The sequence below is a fragment of the Catenulispora yoronensis genome (assembly GCF_039531695.1).
GTDB classification, from domain to species: Bacteria; Actinomycetota; Actinomycetes; order Streptomycetales; family Catenulisporaceae; genus Catenulispora; species Catenulispora yoronensis.
The window spans coordinates 35,846-57,279 of record NZ_BAAAQN010000018.1 but is presented as its reverse complement, the minus strand read 5'-3'; the positions used below and the strand labels follow the sequence as shown (position 1 = coordinate 57,279).

16 protein-coding genes are annotated in these 21,434 nt (G+C 71.6%); 9 read left to right on the top strand and 7 right to left on the bottom strand.

The window, feature by feature from the left end; genetic code table 11:
- The first annotated feature begins 397 nt into the window (after positions 1–397).
- Genes ABD481_RS16965 through ABD481_RS16935 form a run of 7 tightly spaced genes read left to right on the top strand, consistent with a single transcriptional unit; the run spans position 398 to position 13,020 of the window.
- Positions 398–1,678 carry an ROK family transcriptional regulator gene (locus ABD481_RS16965; RefSeq protein WP_344666634.1) on the top strand — a complete coding sequence of 427 codons (1,281 nt, stop codon included), beginning with the start codon at positions 398–400 and terminating at the stop codon, positions 1,676–1,678.
- 13 nt (positions 1,679–1,691) lie between these two features.
- Complete coding sequence (locus ABD481_RS16960) at positions 1,692–2,948, top strand: extracellular solute-binding protein (RefSeq protein WP_344666633.1); 1,257 nt, start codon at positions 1,692–1,694, stop codon at positions 2,946–2,948.
- 7 nt (positions 2,949–2,955) lie between these two features.
- A complete protein-coding gene (locus ABD481_RS16955; protein WP_344666632.1) occupies positions 2,956–3,987 on the top strand; it encodes a carbohydrate ABC transporter permease in 1,032 nt (343 codons plus the stop codon).
- Positions 3,984–4,805 carry a carbohydrate ABC transporter permease gene (locus tag ABD481_RS16950; protein ID WP_344666631.1) on the top strand — a complete coding sequence of 274 codons (822 nt, stop codon included), beginning with the start codon at positions 3,984–3,986 and terminating at the stop codon, positions 4,803–4,805. The genes ABD481_RS16955 and ABD481_RS16950 overlap by 4 nt, the downstream gene beginning before the upstream one ends.
- Positions 4,806–4,825: 20 nt before the next feature.
- On the top strand, positions 4,826–6,463 hold the full coding sequence (locus tag ABD481_RS16945) for a cellulase family glycosylhydrolase (RefSeq protein WP_344666630.1): 1,638 nt from the start codon (positions 4,826–4,828) through the stop codon (positions 6,461–6,463).
- A gap of 3 nt (positions 6,464–6,466) precedes the next feature.
- Positions 6,467–9,994 (top strand): discoidin domain-containing protein, encoded by a 3,528-nt coding sequence (locus ABD481_RS16940; RefSeq protein ID WP_344666629.1) that lies wholly within the window; start codon positions 6,467–6,469, stop codon positions 9,992–9,994.
- A 38-nt stretch (positions 9,995–10,032) separates the two neighbouring features.
- Entirely contained in the window at positions 10,033–13,020 is a 2,988-nt protein-coding gene (locus tag ABD481_RS16935) for a helix-turn-helix transcriptional regulator (protein ID WP_344666628.1), read from the top strand.
- A gap of 51 nt (positions 13,021–13,071) precedes the next feature.
- Here ABD481_RS16935 and ABD481_RS16930 read toward each other — a convergent pair whose 3' ends face one another.
- The 7 genes from ABD481_RS16930 to ABD481_RS16900 all read right to left on the bottom strand — a co-directional run bounded on the left by ABD481_RS16930 (position 13,072) and on the right by ABD481_RS16900 (position 20,244).
- A complete protein-coding gene (locus ABD481_RS16930) occupies positions 13,072–13,869 on the bottom strand; it encodes an alpha/beta hydrolase (RefSeq protein WP_344666627.1) in 798 nt (265 codons plus the stop codon).
- Positions 13,870–13,966: 97 nt separating this feature from the next.
- A complete protein-coding gene (locus ABD481_RS16925) occupies positions 13,967–15,742 on the bottom strand; it encodes a SulP family inorganic anion transporter (RefSeq protein ID WP_344666626.1) in 1,776 nt (591 codons plus the stop codon).
- Between the two features lie 129 nt (positions 15,743–15,871).
- Entirely contained in the window at positions 15,872–16,801 is a 930-nt protein-coding gene (locus tag ABD481_RS16920) for an endo-beta-N-acetylglucosaminidase H (protein ID WP_344666625.1), read from the bottom strand.
- Between the two features lie 180 nt (positions 16,802–16,981).
- Positions 16,982–17,311 carry a DUF6510 family protein gene (locus ABD481_RS16915; RefSeq protein ID WP_425559197.1) on the bottom strand — a complete coding sequence of 110 codons (330 nt, stop codon included), beginning with the start codon at positions 17,309–17,311 and terminating at the stop codon, positions 16,982–16,984.
- A gap of 3 nt (positions 17,312–17,314) precedes the next feature.
- Positions 17,315–18,070, bottom strand: a complete 756-nt coding sequence (locus tag ABD481_RS16910) for a ferredoxin reductase (RefSeq protein WP_344666624.1) — start codon at positions 18,068–18,070, stop codon at positions 17,315–17,317.
- The gene (locus ABD481_RS16905; protein ID WP_344666623.1) at positions 18,040–18,639 is read right to left on the bottom strand and encodes a molybdopterin-dependent oxidoreductase; all 600 of its coding nucleotides are present in this window, start codon (positions 18,637–18,639) and stop codon (positions 18,040–18,042) included. The genes ABD481_RS16910 and ABD481_RS16905 overlap by 31 nt, the downstream gene beginning before the upstream one ends.
- Positions 18,640–18,666: 27 nt before the next feature.
- On the bottom strand, positions 18,667–20,244 hold the full coding sequence (locus ABD481_RS16900; RefSeq protein ID WP_344666622.1) for a dihydrolipoyl dehydrogenase family protein: 1,578 nt from the start codon (positions 20,242–20,244) through the stop codon (positions 18,667–18,669).
- Positions 20,245–20,406: 162 nt separating this feature from the next.
- Here ABD481_RS16900 and ABD481_RS16895 point away from each other — a divergent pair, with 162 nt between their 5' ends.
- A complete protein-coding gene (locus ABD481_RS16895) occupies positions 20,407–20,826 on the top strand; it encodes an SRPBCC family protein (protein ID WP_344666621.1) in 420 nt (139 codons plus the stop codon).
- Positions 20,826–21,254 carry a MarR family winged helix-turn-helix transcriptional regulator gene (locus tag ABD481_RS16890; RefSeq protein WP_344666620.1) on the top strand — a complete coding sequence of 143 codons (429 nt, stop codon included), beginning with the start codon at positions 20,826–20,828 and terminating at the stop codon, positions 21,252–21,254. Before ABD481_RS16895 ends, ABD481_RS16890 begins: the two co-directional genes overlap by 1 nt.
- Positions 21,255–21,434 lie beyond the last annotated feature (180 nt).

Sequence of the window (21,434 nt, the reverse complement as noted above, 5' to 3'; positions counted from 1 at the left end):
CCCCGTCTTATTTTAAGTACAGGAATATCAGTGTTGCACAGTGCGGGGCCGGACGAAAGCCCTGGCATCCCTGGGCAATTCGGTCATGTGCGAACGGTGAGTCGCTGAGCGGGCGCCGGAGATCTGCGCGATGCTGTCTGTTCACCGGGGTGTCGCCGGTGATCGGCGTCGACCGGGGTGCCCGTCCGTCGACCGACCGGCTGCACCGCGACCACAGTCGATTGACCTAGGTCGCTCCGGGCCCCTCCTTCTATACCGTTGACGGTGTGAAGACGAGTCACCCAGCGCCTAAGAAGCCTGCTTCACCTGCGTTTTCCCCGGTGCGGGTTGAAATCGCGGGAGCCCGCGCCCCATAATTTCAAGGCTTAACTTTAGTCATGAAACGACAGGGGCGGTGATGACGCACAGCGCGACGTCGAAGGATCTCCGACTGCGCAACCGCGCCGCGGTGCTCCGTCGGATGGTGCTCGACGGCGAGACCACTCGCGCCGATCTGGCCGCCGCCTGCGGGATGTCGGCCGCCACCGTCACCAACGTGGTCAACGATCTGATCGGCGAGGGGCTGGTGGCCGAACTGGGCCACGTGCCCTCCGTCGGCGGCCGGCCGATCGCCCGGCTGGGCGTGGTGGCGCACGGCGCGCACGTGGTCGGCGCCGACTTCGGCGAGGAGTGGGTCGCGGTCAAGCTGTTCGACCTGGGCCTGCGGCGGCACGCCGAGGTCCGGGTGGAGCTGGACCGGCGCACCGTCACCGGCGAGGCCGTGGCCTCGGCGATCCGCGACGCGCTGGACCGGTTCCGCGCCGAGCACCCGGAGCGGATGGCCTCGCTGGTCGGCATCGGCCTCGGGCTGCCGGGGATCGTGGAGCACCAGGACGACGGGCCGTTCCTGTACGCCCAGACCCTGCGCTGGCGGCGGATGCCGATCGCGGAGGTCTTCGACCTCGGCGACGTGCCGGTGTTCGCCGACAACGTGGCCAAGACGCTGACCATCGCCGAGCACTGGCTGGGCGCCGCCCGGGGCAGCGACGAGGCGGCCGTGGTGCTGGTCGGCCGGGGCATCGGTGCCGGCTTCATCAACGGCGGCCGGATCCTGCAGGGTCTGGCCGGCAGCGCCGGGGAGTGGGGCCACACCAAGATCTCGATCGGCGGCCCCAGCTGCCAGTGCGGCTCGCGCGGCTGTCTGGAGGCGCACGTCGGCGGCGACGCCATCGTGCGGCGCTGGCTGCCGGACGAGGACGAACTGGCCTTCACCGGCACCCACGGCGTGGACCGGTTCCTGGCCGCGGTCGCCGACGAGGACCCGCGCGCCGTGCGGATCCTCGACGACGCGGTCGAAGTGCTGGGCCTGGGCCTGGCCAACCTCGTCAACATGATGAACCCGGAGCGGATCGTGGTCGGCGGCTGGCTGGGTCAGCGGCTGATGGCGGTGCGCGGCGCGGAGCTGGAGCGCGCCGTGCGTGCCCACTCCCTGGCCCGCCCTGCCGAGCAGGTGGCGGTGGTGCCGTGCCAGCTCGGCGAGGACGCCATCGCCACCGGCTCGGCCCTGCTGCCGCTGGACCGCCTGATCAACGGAGAGCTGCGAGCCCCCTGGGCCGCCGGTTCGGGTGTCCCGAGCGATTCGGGCGACCCGCCCGGCGCCCGCCCCCGCGCAACCGGACGACCTAGGACTGAGGACTGAGGAGAGCAGCCCCATGCGAATACGATCGACGACGTGGCGAAGAACGGCCGCCGCGGTCACGGCGCTGGCCGCGGCCGCCGCGCTGACCGCTTGCGGATCGAGCAAGGCCGGCGGTTCCGGCGCCTCCGGAACGACCGTGAAGATGTGGGTCATGGGCGACGCCGGGAACGCGTTCAAGACGTTGACGTCCGACTGGAGCAAGCAGAGCGGGATCAAGGTCGACGTGCAGGCCATCCCGTGGTCGGACATCCACACCAAGCTCACCACCGCCGTCGCCTCCGGCAACGGCCCGGACGTGGTCCAGGTCGGCTACTCCCTGGTCCCGACCTTCCGGGCGGCCGGCGCCCTGGCCGACCTGAGCTCGTACGCCGCCGCGCACCCCGCGTTGCAGAACGACGCCTACCTGGCCGGCGCCTCCCCCAAGACCCTGAACCCGGACGGCAAGCTGGACACCGTGCCGTGGATCAGTGACACCCGGGTCCTGTTCTACCGCTCCGACGTGCTCGCCGCTGCCGGCATCAGCAAGCCCCCGGCCACCTGGGCCGAGCTGCACGACGACGCCGTGACCCTGGCCAAGCGCGGCTCGGGCAAATACGGGTACTACATTCCGCAGTGGGATCTGGCGCTGCCGGTGGAGTTCGCCTGGCAGGCCGGCGGCGACGTCACCGACGCCTCCGGCGCGATCAAGCTGGACACCCCGCAGCTGCGCAGCGCCGTCGACTACTACCTGTCCTTCTACAAGGACAAGGCCGTGCCCACCGCCGCCGACTTCGACCAGGTCGCCGGGTTCGTCTCCGGCGCGGCCCCGATGGTGATCAGCGGCCCCTACCTGGCCAAGAGCATCGAGACCCAGGCCCCTGACCTGAAGGGCAAATGGGCCACCGTGCCGCTGCCGGCCGGGCCCGCCGGCGGGACCTCGCTGTTCGCCGGCTCGGGCCTGGGGGTGTGGAAGAACAGCAAGAACACCGACGCGGCCCTGAAGCTGCTGGACTTCCTGGCGGCCCCGGCCACCCAGGTGAAATGGTTCCAGCTGGACGGCGACCTGCCCTCGGTGAAGTCGGCACTGAGCGACCCGGCGCTGGCCGCCGACCCCAACGTCGCGGTCTACGTCAAGCAGCTCGACGACGCCAAGCTGCTGCCGCTGAACCCGGCGTGGGACAAGGTCGACCAGGATCTGCTGGACAGCCTGAACAAAATGGCCTTGCAGGGTGCGGACGTCACCCAGACCCTGGCCAAGCTCGCCCAGGACGCGCAGGAGCAACAGAAGTGAGTCGGCCGTGACCCGCGCCGCGGTGCCGGAGCAGCGCTCCGGCACCGCAGCCTTCCGAATTCGCGGTGCCGGCGGTTCCGGCACCGGCCGCGGCGGCGTCTCCGAACGGCGGGACCGCCGGGACCGCCAGTCCCGCCGGGCGGCCTGGACCGCCCGCGCCGACCGCGCCGCGCCGTACCTGTTCGTCAGCCCCGCGTTCCTGCTGCTGTTCGCCTTCGGCGTGCTGCCGATCGGGCTGGCGGCGGTGGTCAGCCTCACCGACCTGAACGTGGCCGGGCTCGGGGACCTGAGCCAGGTGCGCTTCGTCGGGCTGGACAACTTCACCAGCCTGCTGGCCCCGGATTCGGACTTCTGGCCGGCGCTGGGCAACACGGCCTTGTTCATCGTCATGGGCGTCCCGGTCGTCGTGGCCACCTCGCTGGCCGTCGCGATCGGGCTCGACCGGAGCCGGTCGCGGCTGTTCCGGGCGCTGCGGGCGTTCTACTTCGTGCCCGCGGTCACCGGCATCGTCGCGGTGTCGCTGGTCTTCGCCAACCTCTACAACTCGCAGTTCGGGCTGATCAACCACCTGCTGGACAGCGTCGGCCTGCCGACCGTGCCGTGGCTGGCCGATCCGACGTGGGCCAAGGTGTCGGTGGCGCTCGTCGCCGTCTGGCGCGCGCTCGGGCTGAACGTCATCATCCTGCTGGCCGCCCAGCAGGACATCCCGCGCGAGTACTACGAGGCGGCCGCGCTCGACGGCGCCGGCCGGACCCGGCAGGCGTTCTCGATCACCATCCCGCTGCTGCGGTTCGCGCTGTTCTTCGTCACGGTGACCACGCTGATCAACTGGATGCAGTTCTTCGACGAGCCGTTCGTGCTCACCGGCGGCGGCCCGGTCGGCGCCACCACCTCGGCGTCGCTCTACATCTACAAAGAGGGCTTCGAGCTTGACCGGTTCGGCTTCGCCTCGGCGGCCTCGCTGGTGCTGTTCGTCCTCATCTTCGCCGTGACCGCCTTCCAGCTGTGGCTGGCCCGCCGGTCGGGAGAGCGGCGATGAGCGCGGCGGCCAAGCGCCGGCCGCGGGTGAGCGGCATGCTCCTGAGCGTGGGTGCGCTGCTGGTCGCCTTCCCGCTGATCTGGATGGTGTCCTCCTCGTTCAAGCCGCTGTCGGAGTCGCGCAGCGACCCGCCGGGGCTGCTGCCGCACCATCCGACGGTCAACGCCTATCAGCGGCTGTTCGAGGACCAGCAGTTCGGCACCTACCTGGGGAACACGCTGATCGTGGTGGCGATCGACTTCGTCGGGCTGCTGCTGATGGCGATGGCCGGGTACGCGTTCGCCAAGATGCGGTTCCGGGGGCGCGGCGTCATGTTCGCCATGGTGCTGGCCACCCTGATGGTGCCGGTCCAGATCACCATGATCCCGACCTACCTCACACTGAACTTCCTCGGGCTGACCAACACTCTGCTCGGGGTCGCACTGCCCACGCTGGTCGGGGCGTTCGGCATATTCCTGTTCCGCCAGTTCATGGGCACCATCCCGGACGAGCTGCTGGAGGCGGCGCGGATCGACGGCGCCGGGCCGTGGCGCACCTTCGGCTCGATCGTGCTGCCGATGTCCCGGCCGATCCTGGCGGTGCAGGCCGTGCTGACGTTCATCGCGGGCTGGAACAGCTTTTTGTGGCCGCTGATCGTGGCCGATGACCAGAGCAAGTACACCGTGGCGGTGGGCCTGTCGCTGCTGAACAAACAGCAGAGCGTGGACCCGTCGCTGCAACTGGCCGGGGCCACCTTCATGGTCCTGCCGGTCCTCGTCGTGTTTGTGGTGTTCCAGCGGCAGATCGTACGGGGTTTCACCATGTCCGGGTTGAAATGAGATCAGGGGAATCAGGGGAAATGACAGCGGAGTTCACAGGGTTCGTCCACCGCGTCGGCCGAGAGGTCCACGACGGAACAGGACGGCCGCTGCTGATGCGCGGCTTCGGGCTCGGCAACTGGCTGTTGCCCGAGGGCTACATGTGGAAGTTCGTGGAGCCCGGCCCGACCGCGCCGCGGGGGATCGAGGCGCTGTTCGCCGACCTGGTGGGGGAGGAGCGGGCCGCGCAGTTCTGGACGGCGTTCCGCGACACCTACATCACCGGCGACGACATCGCGCGGATGGCCGCGCTCGGCGCCGACCACGTCCGGCTGCCGATCAACGCGCGCGTGGTGTGGACCGACGAGGGCGAGCCCATCGAGGCCGGGTTCGCGCTGGTGGACCGGCTCATCGACTGGTGCCGGCTGTACGGGCTGTGGGTGGTCCTGGACCTGCACGGCGCGCCCGGCGGCCAGACCGGCAAGAACATCGACGACTCGCTGGGCACCCCGGCGCTGTTCGAGGAGGAGCGCTACCGCCGGCTGACCCTCGACCTGTGGCGGTACATCGCCGTCCGCTACCGCGACGAGACCGTCGTGGCCGCCTACGACCTGCTGAACGAGCCGCTGCCGGAGGAGTACCAGTACTCCTACGCCGACCGGCTGGTCGCGATGTACAAGGACCTCACCGCGGTGATCCGCGAGGTCGACCAGAACCACCTGCTGATGTACGAAGGCTCGCACTGGGCCACCAACTTCACCGGCTTCGAGCTCTGGGACGAGAACTCGCTGCTCCAGTTCCACGGCTACTGGCAGCCGCCGGACCGGGCCTGGATCCGCCCCTACCTGGAGGTCGGCGAGCGCCTCGGCCTGCCGCTGTACATGGGCGAGGGCGGCGAGAACAACCCGGACTGGATCCTCACCGCCTTCACCATGTACGAGGACCACGGCATCGGCTGGAACTTCTGGCCCTGGAAGAAGATCGACACGCTGTCCTCGCCGTGCTCGGTGGAGGCGCCGGAGGGCTGGTGGGACATCGTCGCCTTCGCCTCCGGCACCGGTCCGCGCCCGGACTCCGAGGCGGCCTGGGCGACGCTGTCGGAGCTGATCCCGCGCTTCGACGTGGCCCGCTGCCGCTGGCGGCCGGAGGTCGTCAGCGCTCTGCTGAAGACCGCGCCGGTGCGCATCCCGGCCTGGGGCTTCGGGTTCGAGGGCCCGGGCGTGTCCTACCGGACCGGCGGCGCCCGGCCGCTGGCCGGGTTCCGGGCCGACGAGCAGGTCACGATCCTGGCCGACAAGAGCGAGGACGGGAAGCCGAACTTCCACCACATCTGGGGCGAGGCCCGCGACCCCTCCGACCACCTGCACCTGCGGCTGGAGGCCGGGGACTGGGTGGAGTACCGGTTCGTGCTGACCCAGCCCGGGCCGGTGCACGTCACGGTGTCCTACCAGACCGCCGCGCAGGCTCCGGAAGTCCTGCTCGACGGGATCGCCACCGAGCACATCGCTACCGAATACGTTTCCGTCGTCGTCGACCCGGCCGCCTCCGCGGCTGCCGCTCCCGGCGGCACCTGGAGCTACGTCAGCCCCGCGGCCCTGCCGGCCGGCGACCACCGTCTGCGGCTGCTCGCCACCGCGGACGCGACCGTCGTGGACCATCTCGACGTCAGAACGGCCTGACGCATGCCGATCCGTCCGAACCATCCGAACAGTCCGAACAGTCCGATCACCCGTCCCCGACTGGCCCTCGTCGCGGCCGCGCTGGCCGCCGCCGCGGTCCTGCCGGTCGCCGCGCCCGGACGCGCACACGCCGCGTTCGCCTCCGGCGACTTCCTGAAGACCAACGGAACAGTGCTGCGCAACGCCTCCGGCACCGGCGGCGTCGTCGACCTGCACGGCACCAACCTGGGCGGCTGGCTCACCCAGGAGGACTGGATGTCCCCGCTCGGGGAGTTCGCCCTGGACCGCACCGGCTGGACCGCCACGGCCTCGGCCTCCGCCGGCACGGCTGGCGCGGCCCTGGACGGCGACGCCACCACTGGCTGGAGCTCCGGCGCGGCCCAGGCCGGCGGCGAATGGCTCCAGGTCGACCTGGGCGCGCCCACTCAGCTGGACCGGGTCTACGTCGACGCCGCCGCCAACGCCGGCCAGTATCCGGCCGCCTACCAGGTCGCGGTCTCCAGCGACGGCACCACGTGGAGCACCGTGACCTCCGGCGCCGCCACCGCGCAGCGCCAGTCGATAGCCTTCCCGCCGCGCGTCGCCCGCTACCTGCGGGTGACGCAGACCGGCACCGGCGCCTCGCCGTGGACCGTCGCGGAGATCAATGCCTTCAACGACCCGGTCCTGACCTACGCGCCGAGCTGTCTGACAGCCGGCAACCAGGTCTCCGGGCAGACCTGCGTGCTCGACCTCGGAGCGCAGACCTCCGTCTGGAAGGTCCTGTTCGACGCCGGAGCGGCCACCCCCGGCCAGTTCCCGGCCGAGTACGAGGTCTGGGGCTCCCCGGACAACACCACCTGGACGAAGTACACCGACGGCATCGGCGCCGGCCAGGTCACCACCTCCACGCTGCCCGCCTCGCAGACCTTCCGCTACCTGAAGCTGGTGCAGGTCGGGACCAAGAGCGTGCCGTGGTCGGTCACCGGAGTGAACATCTACTCCAGTCCGTACTTCACCAAGAGCGGCTGGACCGTGACCAGCTCCGCCGGCCAGTGGATCCAGGCCGACATGGGCTCGGAGCAGACGTTCGACCAGGTCCAGTTCACCTCCTCCTCGGCGACCGACTATCCGGGCTCGTACACCGTCCAGGTCTCCGACGACGGCACCGCCTGGACCCAGGTCGCCGCCGGCTCCGGGTACCCGCTGTCCACGCCGATCAACTTCCCGGCCGTGCGGGCCCGCTACTTCAAACTCACCGAGTCCGGCGCCCAGACCGCCGCCCTGACCATCGGCAAGGTCGACGTCGCGCTGCTCGGCGACGACTACGACATGAACCTGACCTACAACCAGCGGTTCGGCGCCGCCACGGCGCAGAGCGTCGTCGACGCCCACCAGAGCACCTGGATCCAGGCCGCCGACCTGGACAACATCAAAGCCCTGGGATTGAACATGGTCCGGCTGCCGATCGGCTGGCAGACCCTGCTCAACCCCGACGGCACCTGGAAGGCCAACGCCTGGGACCGTATCGACTGGCTCGTCCAGCAGGCCGGACAGCGCGGCATCTACGTCATTCTGGACCTGCACACCCTGCCCGGCGGCGACTGCCCCTGGGCCAGCTGCGGCCGCCAGGCCAACAGCCCCAACGAGTTCTGGAGCAACACCACCTACCAGAACTGGGTCAACACCATCTGGCAGCAGATGGCCGCCCGCTATGCCGGCAACCCGACCGTCGCGGCCTACGACCTGATGAACGAGCCGCTGCTGGCGATCAGCGAGACCGCCGCGGACAACGCCGCCAAGACCGCCTACCAGAACCGCCTCTACCAGACCGTCCGCGCCGCCGACCCGGACCACGTCGTCATCATGGAGGCCTTCTTCAGCTGGAGCGGCACCACCAAGCCCGCCACCTACGGCTGGACCAACGTCATGTACGAGGTCCACCCCTACGACATGGCCGACCCGCTCAACGCCGACGCCCAGAACAGCCTGGTCACCAACCAGCTCGCGGCGCTCGCGGCCAAGCAGGCCGACGCCACCTGGGGCACCCCGATCCTGGCCGGCGAGTTCCAGCTCTACCAGTACGACGACGTCTGGCGCCGCTGGCTGGCCGGACTCAACGCCCTGAACGTGTCCTGGAGCAACTGGACCTACAAGGTCACGCAGAGCCAGAGCGACGTTGGCGGCGGCTACTGGGGTCTCTACAACGGCGACGCCAGCCCCGCGCCGATCATCAACAACGACACCGCGGCCACTGTCATCGCCAAGCTCGGCGCCTTCGGCACCGCGAACTTCCAGCCGAACATCCCGTTCCAGAACGACGTCGCCAAGGTCGCCGCCGGCGCCCCGATGGCGCAGGCCACGCCGATCAGCCAGACCGGCTGGACCGCGACCGCGTCGTCGTCCTCGGCGACCGCGCCGCCGTCCGGCGCGCTGGACTGGAACACCACCACGCGCTGGGCCTCCGGCGCCGACCAGGCCCCGGGCCAGTGGTTCCAGGTCGACATGGGCACCGCGCAGCTGGTCAGCGCCGTCTCCATCGAGAGCCGCGCCACCGACCTGTTCGACTACCCGCGCGGCCTGGCCGTGCAGACCTCGGTCGACGGCACCACCTGGACCACGGTCCGCACCGGACCCGGCTGGGGCTATAAGCAGAACCTCGCCTTCGCACCGGTCTACGCCCGCTACCTCAAACTGACCCAGACCAGCGCCTCCAGCACCTGGTGGACGATGGCCGAGTTCCACGCCTACACCGAGCCGCCGCTGGCGCGCAGCGGCTGGACCGCCACCGCCTCCGGTACCGGACCCGGCACCACCCTGGCCGGCCCGCTGGACGGCTCGGCCACCAGCCGCTGGAACAGCGGCGCGGCCCAGGCCCCGGGCCAGTGGTACCAGGTCGACATGGGAAAGACCCAGACCTTCGACACGGTCCTGCTGGACAGTGCGGCCTTCGGCGGCGACTACCCGCGCGGCTACACGATCCAGACCTCCGCCGACGGCACCACCTGGACCACCGCCGCCACCGGGACCGGATCCGGCCAGCAGGTGGTCTCGACCTTCGCGCCGCAGACCGCGCGCTATCTGCGCGTCACCCAGACCGGCACGGCCGCCAACTGGTGGTCCATCGCCGAGCTGAACGTCTACGGCGAGCAGGAGAACGCCCGCACCGGCTGGGCCGTCACCGCCTCCGCCACCGGGAGCGGCTCGGCCACCGCCAACGTCCTCGACGGCTCCGGCAGCACCCGCTGGACCGGCGGCGCGGCCCAGGCCGCCGGCCAGTGGGTGCAGCTCGATATGGGCGGCCAGCAGTGGTTCAACCACGTCGTGCTGGACTCCGGGACCTCCACCAACGACTACCCGCGCGCCTTCACCGTGCAGGTGTCGACGGACGCCACGACCTGGACCACCGTCGCCAACGGCTTCGGCACCGGGGCCTGGACGGCCGTGAACTTCCCCTTCACCCAGGACCGGTACGTCCGCGTCACCCTGACCCAGGGCACGGGGACCGGCGGGGCCTGGTGGTCGGTCGCCGAGCTGCGGGTCTTCCAGTAGCGGCGGCCACCCGCCTTCAGCAGTGAGGAGAGGTGACTATGTCAGCCACGACCACGGCGCCGGCCACGGCGTCAGCCCCGAGCGCGGCGCCGGACCGGGAGCCGGCTCGGAGGTCGGCCCAGACGCCGGCCCAGACGCCGGCCCAGGCGCCGGCCCAGCCGTCGACCCAGGCGCCGGCCCCGCCGACGATCATCGGCCGCTCCGGCGAACGGGAACGGCTCGCCGAGTTCGTCACCGCCGGCCTCGGCCGGTCGCTGGTGCTCCGCGGCGAGACCGGCGTCGGCAAGAGCGCGCTGCTCGACCACGCGGCCGGGCTGGCGCTCCAGGACGGCCGCAGGGTGATCCGCGCCACCGGCATCGAGGCCGAGGCCGGACTGCCCTACGCCGGGCTGCACCAGCTCCTGCACCCGCTGCTGGCCGACGCCCGCCACCTCGACGACGGCAGCCGCGCGGTGTTCGACGCCGTCTTCGGCTACACCGAGGGCGGCAAACCGCCCTCGGTGATGGCCCTGGGCATCGCCGTCCTCGCGCTGCTGTCCCAGGCCGCCGCCGACCGGCCGCTGCTGCTCGTGCTCGACGACGGCCAGTGGCTCGACGACGCCAGCACCGACGTGTGCGGCTTCGTCGGCCGCCGGCTGGCCGGCAGCCCGGTCGCGCTGCTGGCCGCGATCCGCGCCGACGTCGACTGCCGCTTCGACGCCGCCGCCCTGCCGGAGCTGGCGGTGGCCGCGCTGGCCGAGGACGAGGCCTCGGCGCTGCTGGACCGGGCCCATCCGCACCTGAGCACCCAGGTCCGCCGCCTGGTGCTGGAACAGGCCCAGGGCAACCCGCTGGCGCTGCTGGAACTGCCCGCGCACTTCACCGGCGGCGGCGCCGGCGGGCCCGGCGGGCTTGGAGGCGGCCATGGCGGCCATGGCGGTCACGGCGGTCACAGCGGTCATGGCGGCCACGGCGCCCTCGGCGACGACCTGCCCGAGGACCTGTTCGGCCACCACGCCGTGCCGGTGCCCCGGCGCCTCCAGCACCTCTACGGCACCCGGATCGCGGCCCTGAGCCACGGCGTCCGCGCCGAACTGCTCATGGGCGCCCTCGACGGCGCCGGCGGCCGCACCGGCGAAAGCGCCGCCCGCGGCGCGCGCTACCGCATGCGCGACGCCGACGAGGCGGTCGCCGCCGGCCTGCTCGACATCGAGCCGGGCACCGGCGACTTCACGTTCCGGCACCCGCTGGTGCGCTCCACCGTGGTGCAGATGGCCACGCCGAACCAGCGCCGTGCCGCGCACCGGGTGCTGGCCCAGGTGCACCGCGACCACTTGGAGCGCCGGGCCACGCACCTGGCGGCGGCCACCGTAGACCCGGACGAGGACGTCGCCGACATCCTGGAGGCCGCGGCCGAGTCGGTGACCCGGCGCGGCGGCGCGCTGGCCGCCGTGTCCTGGCTGACCCGCGCGGCCGAGCTGAGCGAGAGCCACGCCGACCGGTCCCGGCGGCTGGCCGACGCGGCGTTCATCGCCGGGCACGCGGCCCAGCTCGGCCAGGCGCACCGGCTGGTGCTGGCCGACCCCTGGGCCGGGCCGCACGAGTCGCCGGCGGCCGTGCTGGCCTCGGCCTACCAGGCGCTGTATCAGAACGGCGACGTCCGCTCCACCTGGCGGCAGGTCACCGCCTCGATCGAGCACCTGCGCGACGGCCGCGCGCCGGAGTCCGAGGAGGTGCTCGGCCGGCTGGCCGACCTGCTGCTGGCGATGAGCCAGTACGCCGGGGACGCCGCCGGCTGGGAGCACACCCTGGCGCTGCTGGACTCGCTGGGGGAGACGCTCTCCGAGCGGTCGCGGCTGTTCGGCCGGACCTGGAGCGACGTCGTCCGGTACGGCGCGGCCTGCGCCGGGCCGGTGGAGCGGGCCACCGCCGACCTGGCGGAGCTGGAGCCGTGGGCGGTCACGCGGCTGGGCGTCTCGGCCTACCACCTCGACGTGCTCGGCCAGTACCGGCCGCACCTGCAACGCGTCGTCGACCGCGAACTGGAGACCGGCGCGGTGGCCAGCGGCATCGTCATGCTGCACCTGGTCATGCTCGACCAGCTCGCGGTCGGGGAGTGGGACGAGGCCGAGCAGCGCGGCCGGCGGGCCCTGGAGGTCGCGGTCGAGCACGGCCTGGAGCTGTTCGCCATGCAGAGCCGCGGCTACCTGGCCCACCTGGCCGCGCTGCGGGGCCAGGTGGGCCAGGCCCGCGACCTCCAGGCCGAGGTCGACGCCTGGGCCCGGCCGCGCGGGCTGGGGTTCCTGACCCAGCTGGCCGACGCCGCCGGCGCGCTGGCCGCGCTGACCACCGGGGACTACGAGACCGCGTACCTGTACACAGTCGGTGTCACCGCCCCCGGGACCTTCCAGCCGTACACGTATCAGGCCCCGCGGATGCTGCTGGACCTGGTCGAGGCCGCCCGGCACACCGGCCGCTCCGAACAGGCCCGGCAGCACGCCCTCGCCGCCCGGGACGCCGGGCTGCCGGACGTCTCGCCGCGTCTGGCGCTGCTCACCTACGGCGCGCTGGCGATGACCGCCGACAGCGAGCAGGAGGCCGACGAGATGTTCGCGCGGGCCGAGACCCACCCGGACGCCGCGCGGTTCCCGTTCGAGCTGGCCCGGATCCGGCTCGCGCACGGGATCCGGGTACGGCACGTCAAGGGCCGGGTCGCGGCGCGCCAGCTGCTGGTGCAGGCCGCCGAGTCCTTCGACCGGCTGGGCGCGACGGCCTGGGCCCAGCGGGCGCACCTGGAGCTGCGGGCCACCGGGTCCGCGCCGCGGGCCTCGATCCTGAACCTGGCGTCGCTGACCTGGCAGGAGCGGCGGATCGCGGACCTGGCGGCCAGCGGACTGACGAACAAGGAGATCGGGAAGCGGATGCATCTGTCGCCCCGGACGGTCAGCTCGCACCTGTACCGGATCTTTCCGAAGCTGGGGATCACGACCCGGGCGGCGCTGCGGGACGCGCTGAGCCGGTCCGACGGGGACAAGGTGGCGAGCTGATCCAGAGGCTGGGCCCGAACTCGGACCTGCGGCCGTCGGGCGGCAGGGTGCTTACAAGCCCTGCTCGGCCAGCCAGGTGAGGCAGAACGCCGCGATCGAGCGCCAGCCGCCGTCGATCGTCAGCGAATGGCCGCGGTCGGGGAAGACCTCGTAGTCGGTGACGGCGTCGGAGTGCCGGTACTGCTTGAGCGTGGCCTTCGTGATGGCCTCCGGGACCGTGTGGTCCCGGCCGCCGGCCACCAGCAGCAGCGGTCCCCGGCCGGAGTTCCCGGTCTCCACCGCCGCCGGCGAATGCGGGCTGAAGTTCGCCGTGGCCGCCTCGAACAGCGGTCGGCCCGGCGCCGGGATGGCCCACTTCTCGTACAGCGCGTCGGACTCCTCCTCGGTGAGGGCGTTGCCGAAGCTGTAGCGGAACTGCTCGGCGGTCAGCGACACCGCGCGGTGCTTGTTCGCCGGGTTCTTGAACACCGGCAGCGTCGAGCGCAATGACGACAGCGGCAGCGGCAGAACGCCCTTGATCTGCGCGGCGTCCAGCCCGATCGCGGCGACGGCCTTGTCCTCGCCGAGCAGCTTCTGCGCGATCATCCCGCCGAAGGAGTGGCCGATCACGATCGGCGCGGCGGGCAGCTTCTCGATGATGGTGCTGTAGTGCGCGTCGACGTCGTCGATGCCGTGGTCGGCGATCGCGTCGGCGTCGGCGCGGGACTCCGCGACGGTGTCGGCGACCCCGGGCCAGCCGGGGGCCGCGCAGTCGTAGCCGCGCTCGGTGAACAGGTCGATCCACGGCTGCCAGGAGGCGGGGTGGAGCCACAGGCCGTGGACGAAGAGGACGGGAGGCTTGGCGGGCATTGGGACTCCTGAGGATCGGGTTCGGTGTATGTCTTGACGGTATGGACGGCGAGGCTGCCTGGGCTTGGGTCGGTTGACTGCGGAGGCGACAGCGGATTCAGGGGGTGGTGGCTGTCTCTGTTTCTGGGGCCACATCGGCCATGGCTTCGTCGAGCCCCAGATACACGCGGACGTCGGCCAGCTTCCCGGCGGCGACGGCGGTCGCGCTGCCCCGATACAGGTGCGCGAACGCAAGGCTGATGCCGAGGCGGTCGAGGTCGGCGCGCAGTTCGGAGAGCATGTCGAGCGTCGGGGCGTCGAGATGGAAACTGGCCGCCAGGTCCAGGACCACGGTCGATACCGGGCCCTCCTGAGCTCGCACTTCGGACACCACCGCCCCGCGCAGCCGGCGCGCGTTGCCGTAGAAGGCGCCGCCGTCGGGGCGGAGGATCAGCAGAACGGGGACCGTGCGGGCCTCCGGGTAACGGTCGACGGCGACGTAGTCGTCGGTGCCGGGCAGCAGGCCGATCACCGAGACCTTCAGGCGCGATACCTCAGCGATGAACAGGATCAGCGACAACAGCACCGCCATCAGCAACCCGGCCAGCAGCTGGAACAGCAGCACCCCGAACACCGCGGTCAGGCAGATCAGCAGGCTTCGACGCGACGTCCGCCAATACCGCATCAGGGTCTTGAAATTCACCAACTCGCGGACCGCGCCGACGACGATGGCGGCCAACACCGGCTCGGGCAACGGCCGAATTACCGGCGTGGCCACCGCGCCGACCCCGAGCGCGACCATCGCGGCCACCAGCGACGCGACCCGCGTCCGCCCACCGGCCTTCACCGCCGCCGGACTCGCCGAAGCGCTCCCCGTCACCGCGAACCCGCCGACCAGTCCCGCGCCGAGGTTGGCGGCACCCAGGGCGATCATTTCGCGATTCGCGTCCAGGGGACGGAAAGCGAGCCACGAGCCAGCGGATCTTGAAGTTGTGGCCGGGACGTTGCCCGCGCCCGCGCCCGCGCCATCGCGATCGCCGTTGCCATCGCCGCCACCGGACTCCCGATCCAGACGCTGCGCCAAGCCGAACGACACCGCGAACACGATCAGTGCCAGGCCGAGCGCTCCGCCGGCCAGGTGGGTCCAAGAGGATCGGTCGACGGTCGGCGGTCGCCAGCTCGGGACTGCGGCCGGGATCCGTCCGACCACTGCGATGCCGTGAGCGGAGAGATCAAAACCCGGTGATACGCCGATTCCCGCTGCCAGCACCACTAGCGCGCTGGGGATTCGCGGCAACCGCTGCTCCAGCACCACGATCGCGAACAGTGCGAGCCCGCCGACCATCAGACTCACCATGCTCCAGTCGCCGATCCGGCGGAACAGCTCCCAGAACCGGTCGAAGAAGTCGCCGTCGTGGCCCTCGATGCCGACCAGTTTGGGCGCCTGGCGCGCGTCGATCGCCAGCGCCATGCCGAACAGGAAGCCGACCAGCGCTGAGGGTTCGAGGAAGTCGGCGATGAAGCCGCAGCGCGCGAGGCCGGTCGCCAGCAGCACCAATCCCGTCAGCACGCTTAGGGCAGCGGTCAGCTGCAGCACCCGCACCGGATCGTGGGACATGGAGCCGACCGTCGCGGCCGAGAAGACCGAGGCGGCGGCGGTGGCGCCGACGATGAGGGTCTGCGACGTGCCGAGCAGTGCATAGAGGAACAGCACGATCGGCGCTGTGTAGAAGGCGACCGATGGCGGCACCCCGGCGATGCCCGCGTACGCGACGCCTTCGGGGACGAGGATCGCGCAGGCCGTCAACGCGGCGAGGACGTCGCCTCGCGACAGCGCGGGGATCGCTGGACGGGAAGACCGGGCTGGTCGCGACAGTCCTGATGGGCTCGGCATGCCCCCAAGGTCGCGGCGACGCGCGGTGTCCCGCTTCAGTCACCCGACTGCGGCGGGGTCTTCGCCTTGCGGCGGTCGTGCCATGCCGTGGGGCAGATATCTGCCCCACGGTCTTCTCGGCCAGCGTTCCTAGTTGGTGTAAACCGCGTTCGCGCCGTAGAGCACGTTCGTGAAGCTGGAGATGTAGCTGTGGATGTCAGTGCTCGTCAGGTTGTACGTGAGATACACCCCGTACCCGCCACTGATCGTCTGCTGCGCCATGCCGGCCGCGTCCGCCGCGCTCGTCGACCCGAAGTCGATCGCCGCCGGGCCGAGATGGCCGGCCGGGAGGTTGATGCTCGGGACGTCGAAGGACCCGTACCAGGGGTTCCACGCGTAGTTGAACATCGAGGTGACGTTGACGCCCCGGTACGACAGCCGCGACGCCGAAGGGCCGATGTCGTACAGCGTGATCAGCTTGTTCGGCATGTAGCCGCGCAGTGCCTGGATCAAATAGACGAAGGAACTGGCGTTGGGCTGCGGCGTGCCGTTCACGCCGTAGTCGGCGTATTCGTCGTCGAAGTCGATGCCGTCCAGGCCGTACTTGGTGACGGCGTCCGACAGCTGCTTGGCGAAAGCCGTGGCTGCCGCTTTCGACGTGAAGTTGGCGAATCCGGCGCCCTGGTGGTTGCCCAGGATCGACAGCTCGACCTTGATGCCCTTCGCCTGCAACGGCCGGATCTGCGTCGCGGCGTTGTCCAGCACGCTCTGCACCTGCGGGTTGAAGGAGAGATACGCCTGGCTGCCGTTGTAGTTGATGTTGGCGGCGAATATAACGCCGATGTCGAAGACGTTGGCACCGCTGCCGGCGAGGGTGTACTTGCCGACGTTCACCATGCTGTTGCTGTTGACCTCGATGTAGGCGACCGACAGCGGGCCGTTCTTTGCCACGGCGGGGCTGTTCGCCGCGACAGGGTTCTTCGACGCGGGGTGCGTGGCGCCGGTGGCGGTGCCGGCGGAGAACGCGAGCGTCAGCAGGGCGGCGAGGGCCACGGTCCACTTCGATCTGGATCCGGTCATCGTCGATCAGGCTCCTTACTGGGTGCCGGTGACATGGGAGCGCTCTGAGATAAAACGATTCAGCGCCGTGAATATGCACCTGCGGTGAAGGAGTGTCAAGGGATGGCTGGTTGAGGCTCAAAGCCAGGAGTCACGCGTGACTGGAGTGGAGGGAGTTAACTAGAAGCGCTTTAGTTGCGGTTATTCGCCGACGCTGATCCGCAGGCTGACCGCGCCGCGCAGGTCCAGCCAGGCCGCATCGGCTCCGCGCACCAGCCGCAGCACGACCTGGCGGCAGTGCGGGCAGCGGGCGACCAGTCCCGGCCCCGGTCCGTAGACGTGCAGCTGCGCGATCGGGCCGTCGGTGCCGCAGCCGGCGCAGCGGCCCACGGCGGTGGTGACGTCGACGGCGAAGATCTCGGACAGCGGCCCGGCCAGGGCGTTGCCGTCCTCGTGGTCGCCCTCGGTGAAGGCGACGACGAGGTCGTCGGCGAAGGGCTCCGGTTCCGGCGGTCGCTCGTCGGGCATCATCGGTCAGCCTCCCGTCGGGCCGAAGCGTTCGGTGCGGATCCGGTCCGGGTCCTGCCCGAGGGCGACCAGCAGGTCGGCGGCGTGCTCGACGAAGCCGGTGGGCCCGCAGACGTAGACGGTGGCCCCGGCGTCCGCCGGCCACGCGAGCGCGGCCAGGTCCGGGGCGGCCAGCCGGCCCGGGCGGCGGGACCAGCCGTCCGGGGCCTGCCGGGTGTAGAGGAAGCGGACGTCCAGACCCGGATCGGGGGTCCGCAGCTCGTCGAGGTACATCCGGTCGGCCGGAGTGCGCACCGAGTACAGCAGCCGGAACGGCGCCCGGCTCCCGGTCCGGCGGCGGCTGCGGACCATGGCCATCAGCGGCACGACGCCGGAGCCGCCGGCGACCAGCAGCACCGGCTCGGTCTGCTCGGGCCGCCACACGAACCAGCCCCCGACCGGGCCGCGCAGTTCGAGCTGGTCGCCGGCGAGCACCCCGTCGGTGAGGTAGGAGGAGACCTCGCCGTCGCGGACGTGCTGGACCGTGAGCTCGACGACGTCGCCGTCGGGCGCCGAGGCAATGGAGTAGCTGCGCTGCGTGCTGTAGCCGTCCTCGGCCGTCAGGCGCACGTCGACGTGCTGCCCGGCCAGGTGGCCGGGCCAGCCGGGCACGTCGAACACCAGCGTGCGCGCCGCCTCGGTCTCCGCACGCTCGCCGACCAGGGTGGCGACCCGCCACCGCAGCCGCTCGGCTAGTCGCCCTGGTATCGCTGCTCGCGCCATGGGTCTCCGTAGTCGTGGTAGCCGGCGCTCTCCCAGAAGCCGGGCTCGTCCCGTACCAGCAGCTGGAGGCCGCGCACCCATTTGGCGGACTTCCACAGGTACAGGTGCGGCACCAGCAGCCGGGCCGGGCCGCCGTGCTCGGGGGCCAGGTCGGCGCCGTCGTAGCCGTAGGCGATCCAGGCCTGCCCGTCGAGCAGGTCCTTGAGCGGCAGGTTGGTGGTGTAGCCGCCGTAGGAGTGCACGAGCGCGTACTCGGCCTCGGTCTCGACGCCGCCCAGCAGCGTGTCCAGCGAGACGCCCTGCCAGGTGGTGGCGAACTTCGACCACTTGGTCACGCAGTGCAGGTCCACCACCGGGCGCTCGGCGGGCAGCGCCATCAGCTGGGCCCAGGTCCAGCTGTGCCGGGTCCCGGTCTCGGTGACGACGGTGAACTCCCACAGGTCGCGGGCGATCCGCGGCGTGGGCCCGGCCGAGAGCACCGGGAAGTCCCGGGTCTCGTACTGGCCCGGCGGCAGCCGGTGGTCCGAGGGCTGCCGGCGGCCGTGGAAGCCGCGCGAGACGATCGCCATCGTGGGTCCGCCCTTTCGTCCGCGGCCTCAGCCGCGGTAGGTCTCCAGCAGTCGCAACCAGATCTCCCCGATGGTCGGGTACGCCGGGACCACGTGCCACATCCGGTTCAACGGGACTTCCGCCGCCACGGCCACCGCCGCGGAGTGCACCAGCTCGGAAACGCCGGGGCCGACGAAGGTGACGCCGACCAGCACCTCGCGGTCCTGGTCGACGACGGCGCGGGCCCGCCCGCGGTAGCCGTCGGCGTACAGCGAGGCCCCGGCGACGCCGCCGAGGTCGTAGTCGACGGCCCGGACCCGCAGCCCCTGGCGGTGCGCCTGCTCCAGGGTGAGGCCGACGGCCGCCGCCTCCGGATCGGTGAACACCACCTGCGGCACGGCGGCCAGGTCGGCGGTGGCCACGCTGCGGCCCCACGGCGCGAGGTCGAGCGGCCGGCCGTGGGCGCGGTCGGCGATCACGCCGCCGAAGATCCGGCCCTGGTACTTGCCCTGGTGGGTGAGCAGGACGCGGTGGTTGACGTCGCCGGCGGCGTAGAGCCACTCGCCCTCGACCCCGGCCACCAGGCCGGTGTCGTCGACGGCGAGCCAGTCGCCGGGCTTGCACCCGACGGTCTCCAGGCCCAGGTCCGAGGTGGTGGGGCGGCGGCCGGTGGCGAACAGGGCCTCGTCGGCGGTCAGGGTGCCGCCGGAGGCCAGGGTGAGGACGATCTCGTGGGCGGCGGAGCGCCGCACCTCGGTCGCCGACTCGCCGAAGCGGAGGTCGACACCGGAGGCCAGCAGGCTCTCGGCGACCAGCTCGCCGGCGAACGGCTCCATGTTCCCCAGCAGCCGGTCGTCGCGCACGAGCATCGTGACCTCGCTGCCCAGGGCCCGCCAGGCGGTGGCCATCTCGACGGCCACGACGCCGCCGCCGACCACGGCCAGCCGGGGCGGGACGGTCTTGGCGGAGGTGGCCTCGCGGCTGGTCCAGACCCGCGCCTCGGCCAGGCCGGGCAGGTCCGGCAGCGCGGCCTGGGAGCCGGTGCACACGGCGACGGCGTGGCGGGCCCGCAGGACGCGCTCGCCGCCGTCGGGGGTCCGGACCACGACGCGGCGCGGGCCGTCGAGGCGGCCGTGGCCGCGCACCAGGTGCAGGCCGGCGGTGGCGAGCCAGCGCACCTGGCCGTCGTCGTTCCAGTCGGAGGCGAAGGAGTCGCGGCGGGCCAGCACCGCGGCGGCGTCCAGCGCGCCGGTCACCGCCTGCGCGGCCCCGCCCACGCGGCGGGCGTCGGCCAGGGCGGCGGCCGGGCGCAGCAGCGCCTTGCTCGGCATGCAGGCCCAGTACGAGCATTCGCCGCCGACGAGTTCGTGTTCGACGACGGCGACGCGCAGCTCGCCGGCGTGGGCGCGTTCGGCGAGGTTCTCGCCGGTGGGGCCGCCGCCGATGACGACGACGTCGTAGAGGTCGTCGTCGGCCGGGCCGCCGGTGGGCAGCCCGTCGTCGCCGAGGGACGGTGCCACGCCCTCCGGGAACACCGGAGCTCCTTCGGACACCATCTTCTCGGCCCTGCGTGCGTCGATCTCGCTCACGCGCTCCATGTTCTCCTCGATTCGCACGGTCCGCATTCCGAGCCCCGGTACGGCCCGCATGCCGAGCCGCGCCCTTACCCGGTATCAGGCGGCTGAAGCCCGGGCGGCGGGGGTTGCGTAATATTCTTCGCGCAGATAATCTGTGCGTAGAACAACGACGGGCGACACGCGCCGGACGACAAACGGAGGGGCCGCATCATGTGGGAGTACGAAGTCACCGCCGAGGCCGAGGTCAGCGCGCAGGCGGTCTGGCAGCTCTGGGCCGACCCGCTGGGCTGGCACGCCTGGAACGACGGCGTCGGCGAGGTCGAGCTGAACGGCCCGTTCGCGGCCGGCAGCACGTTCACCATGGTCCCGCCCGGGCAGGACAAGATCCTCATGACGCTGACCGAGGTGACCGAGGGCCGGGCGTTCGTGGACGTCGCCGAGGGGCCGGGCATCGTGGTCACCACCCACCACCTGATCGACGACCTCGGCGACGGCCGCACTCGCGTCACCTACCGCACCGAGATCACCGGCGACGCCGCCGACGAGCTCGGCCCGCGGATCGGCCCGGAGATCTGCGGCGACTTCGAAGACGTCGTCGCCAAGCTCCTGACCCTCGCGGCCGCCGCCTGATGCCCGGCGGGCCCGGGGACCACCCCGGCTTCCTGCTGTGGCGCGTGACGCTGGACTGGCAGCGCGCCGTCGCGGCGGTCCTGGGCCCGCTCGGTCTCACGCATGTCCAGTTCGTCCTGCTGGCCTGTACTTACTGGCTCAACGAGCAGGGCCTGCACCCCAACCAGTCGACGGTCGCCGAGCAGGCCGCCACCGACGTGAAGATGACCTCCCAGGTGGTCCGCACCCTGGAGGCGAAGGGCCTGCTGGTCCGCGAGCCCGACCCGGCGGACAGCCGCGCGAAGTGCCTGCGCGTGACCCCGGCCGGCGCCGAGCTGGCCCCACGCGCGATGGCGGCGGTGGAGCAGGCCGACGCGGAGTTCTTCGCGCCGGTGGCGCAGCGGGACGCGCTGGCGATGCTGCGGAGTTTGGCGCGGTTCGAGGGGTGAGGCGCTGAGCGCCGGCGCAGCGAACCAATGCCGCCGAGCTGGGCGTCACCGTCGAGCTGAGCGTCGCCGCCGAGCAGCGCCCAAGCGGTGTGAACTGCTGCCGCCGAACTCTGTGCGAGCGCTTGAATCGCTGTCGCGGAGTCGTCCGCCGGAACTGTTTCGGAACTGTTCGGAGAAGAT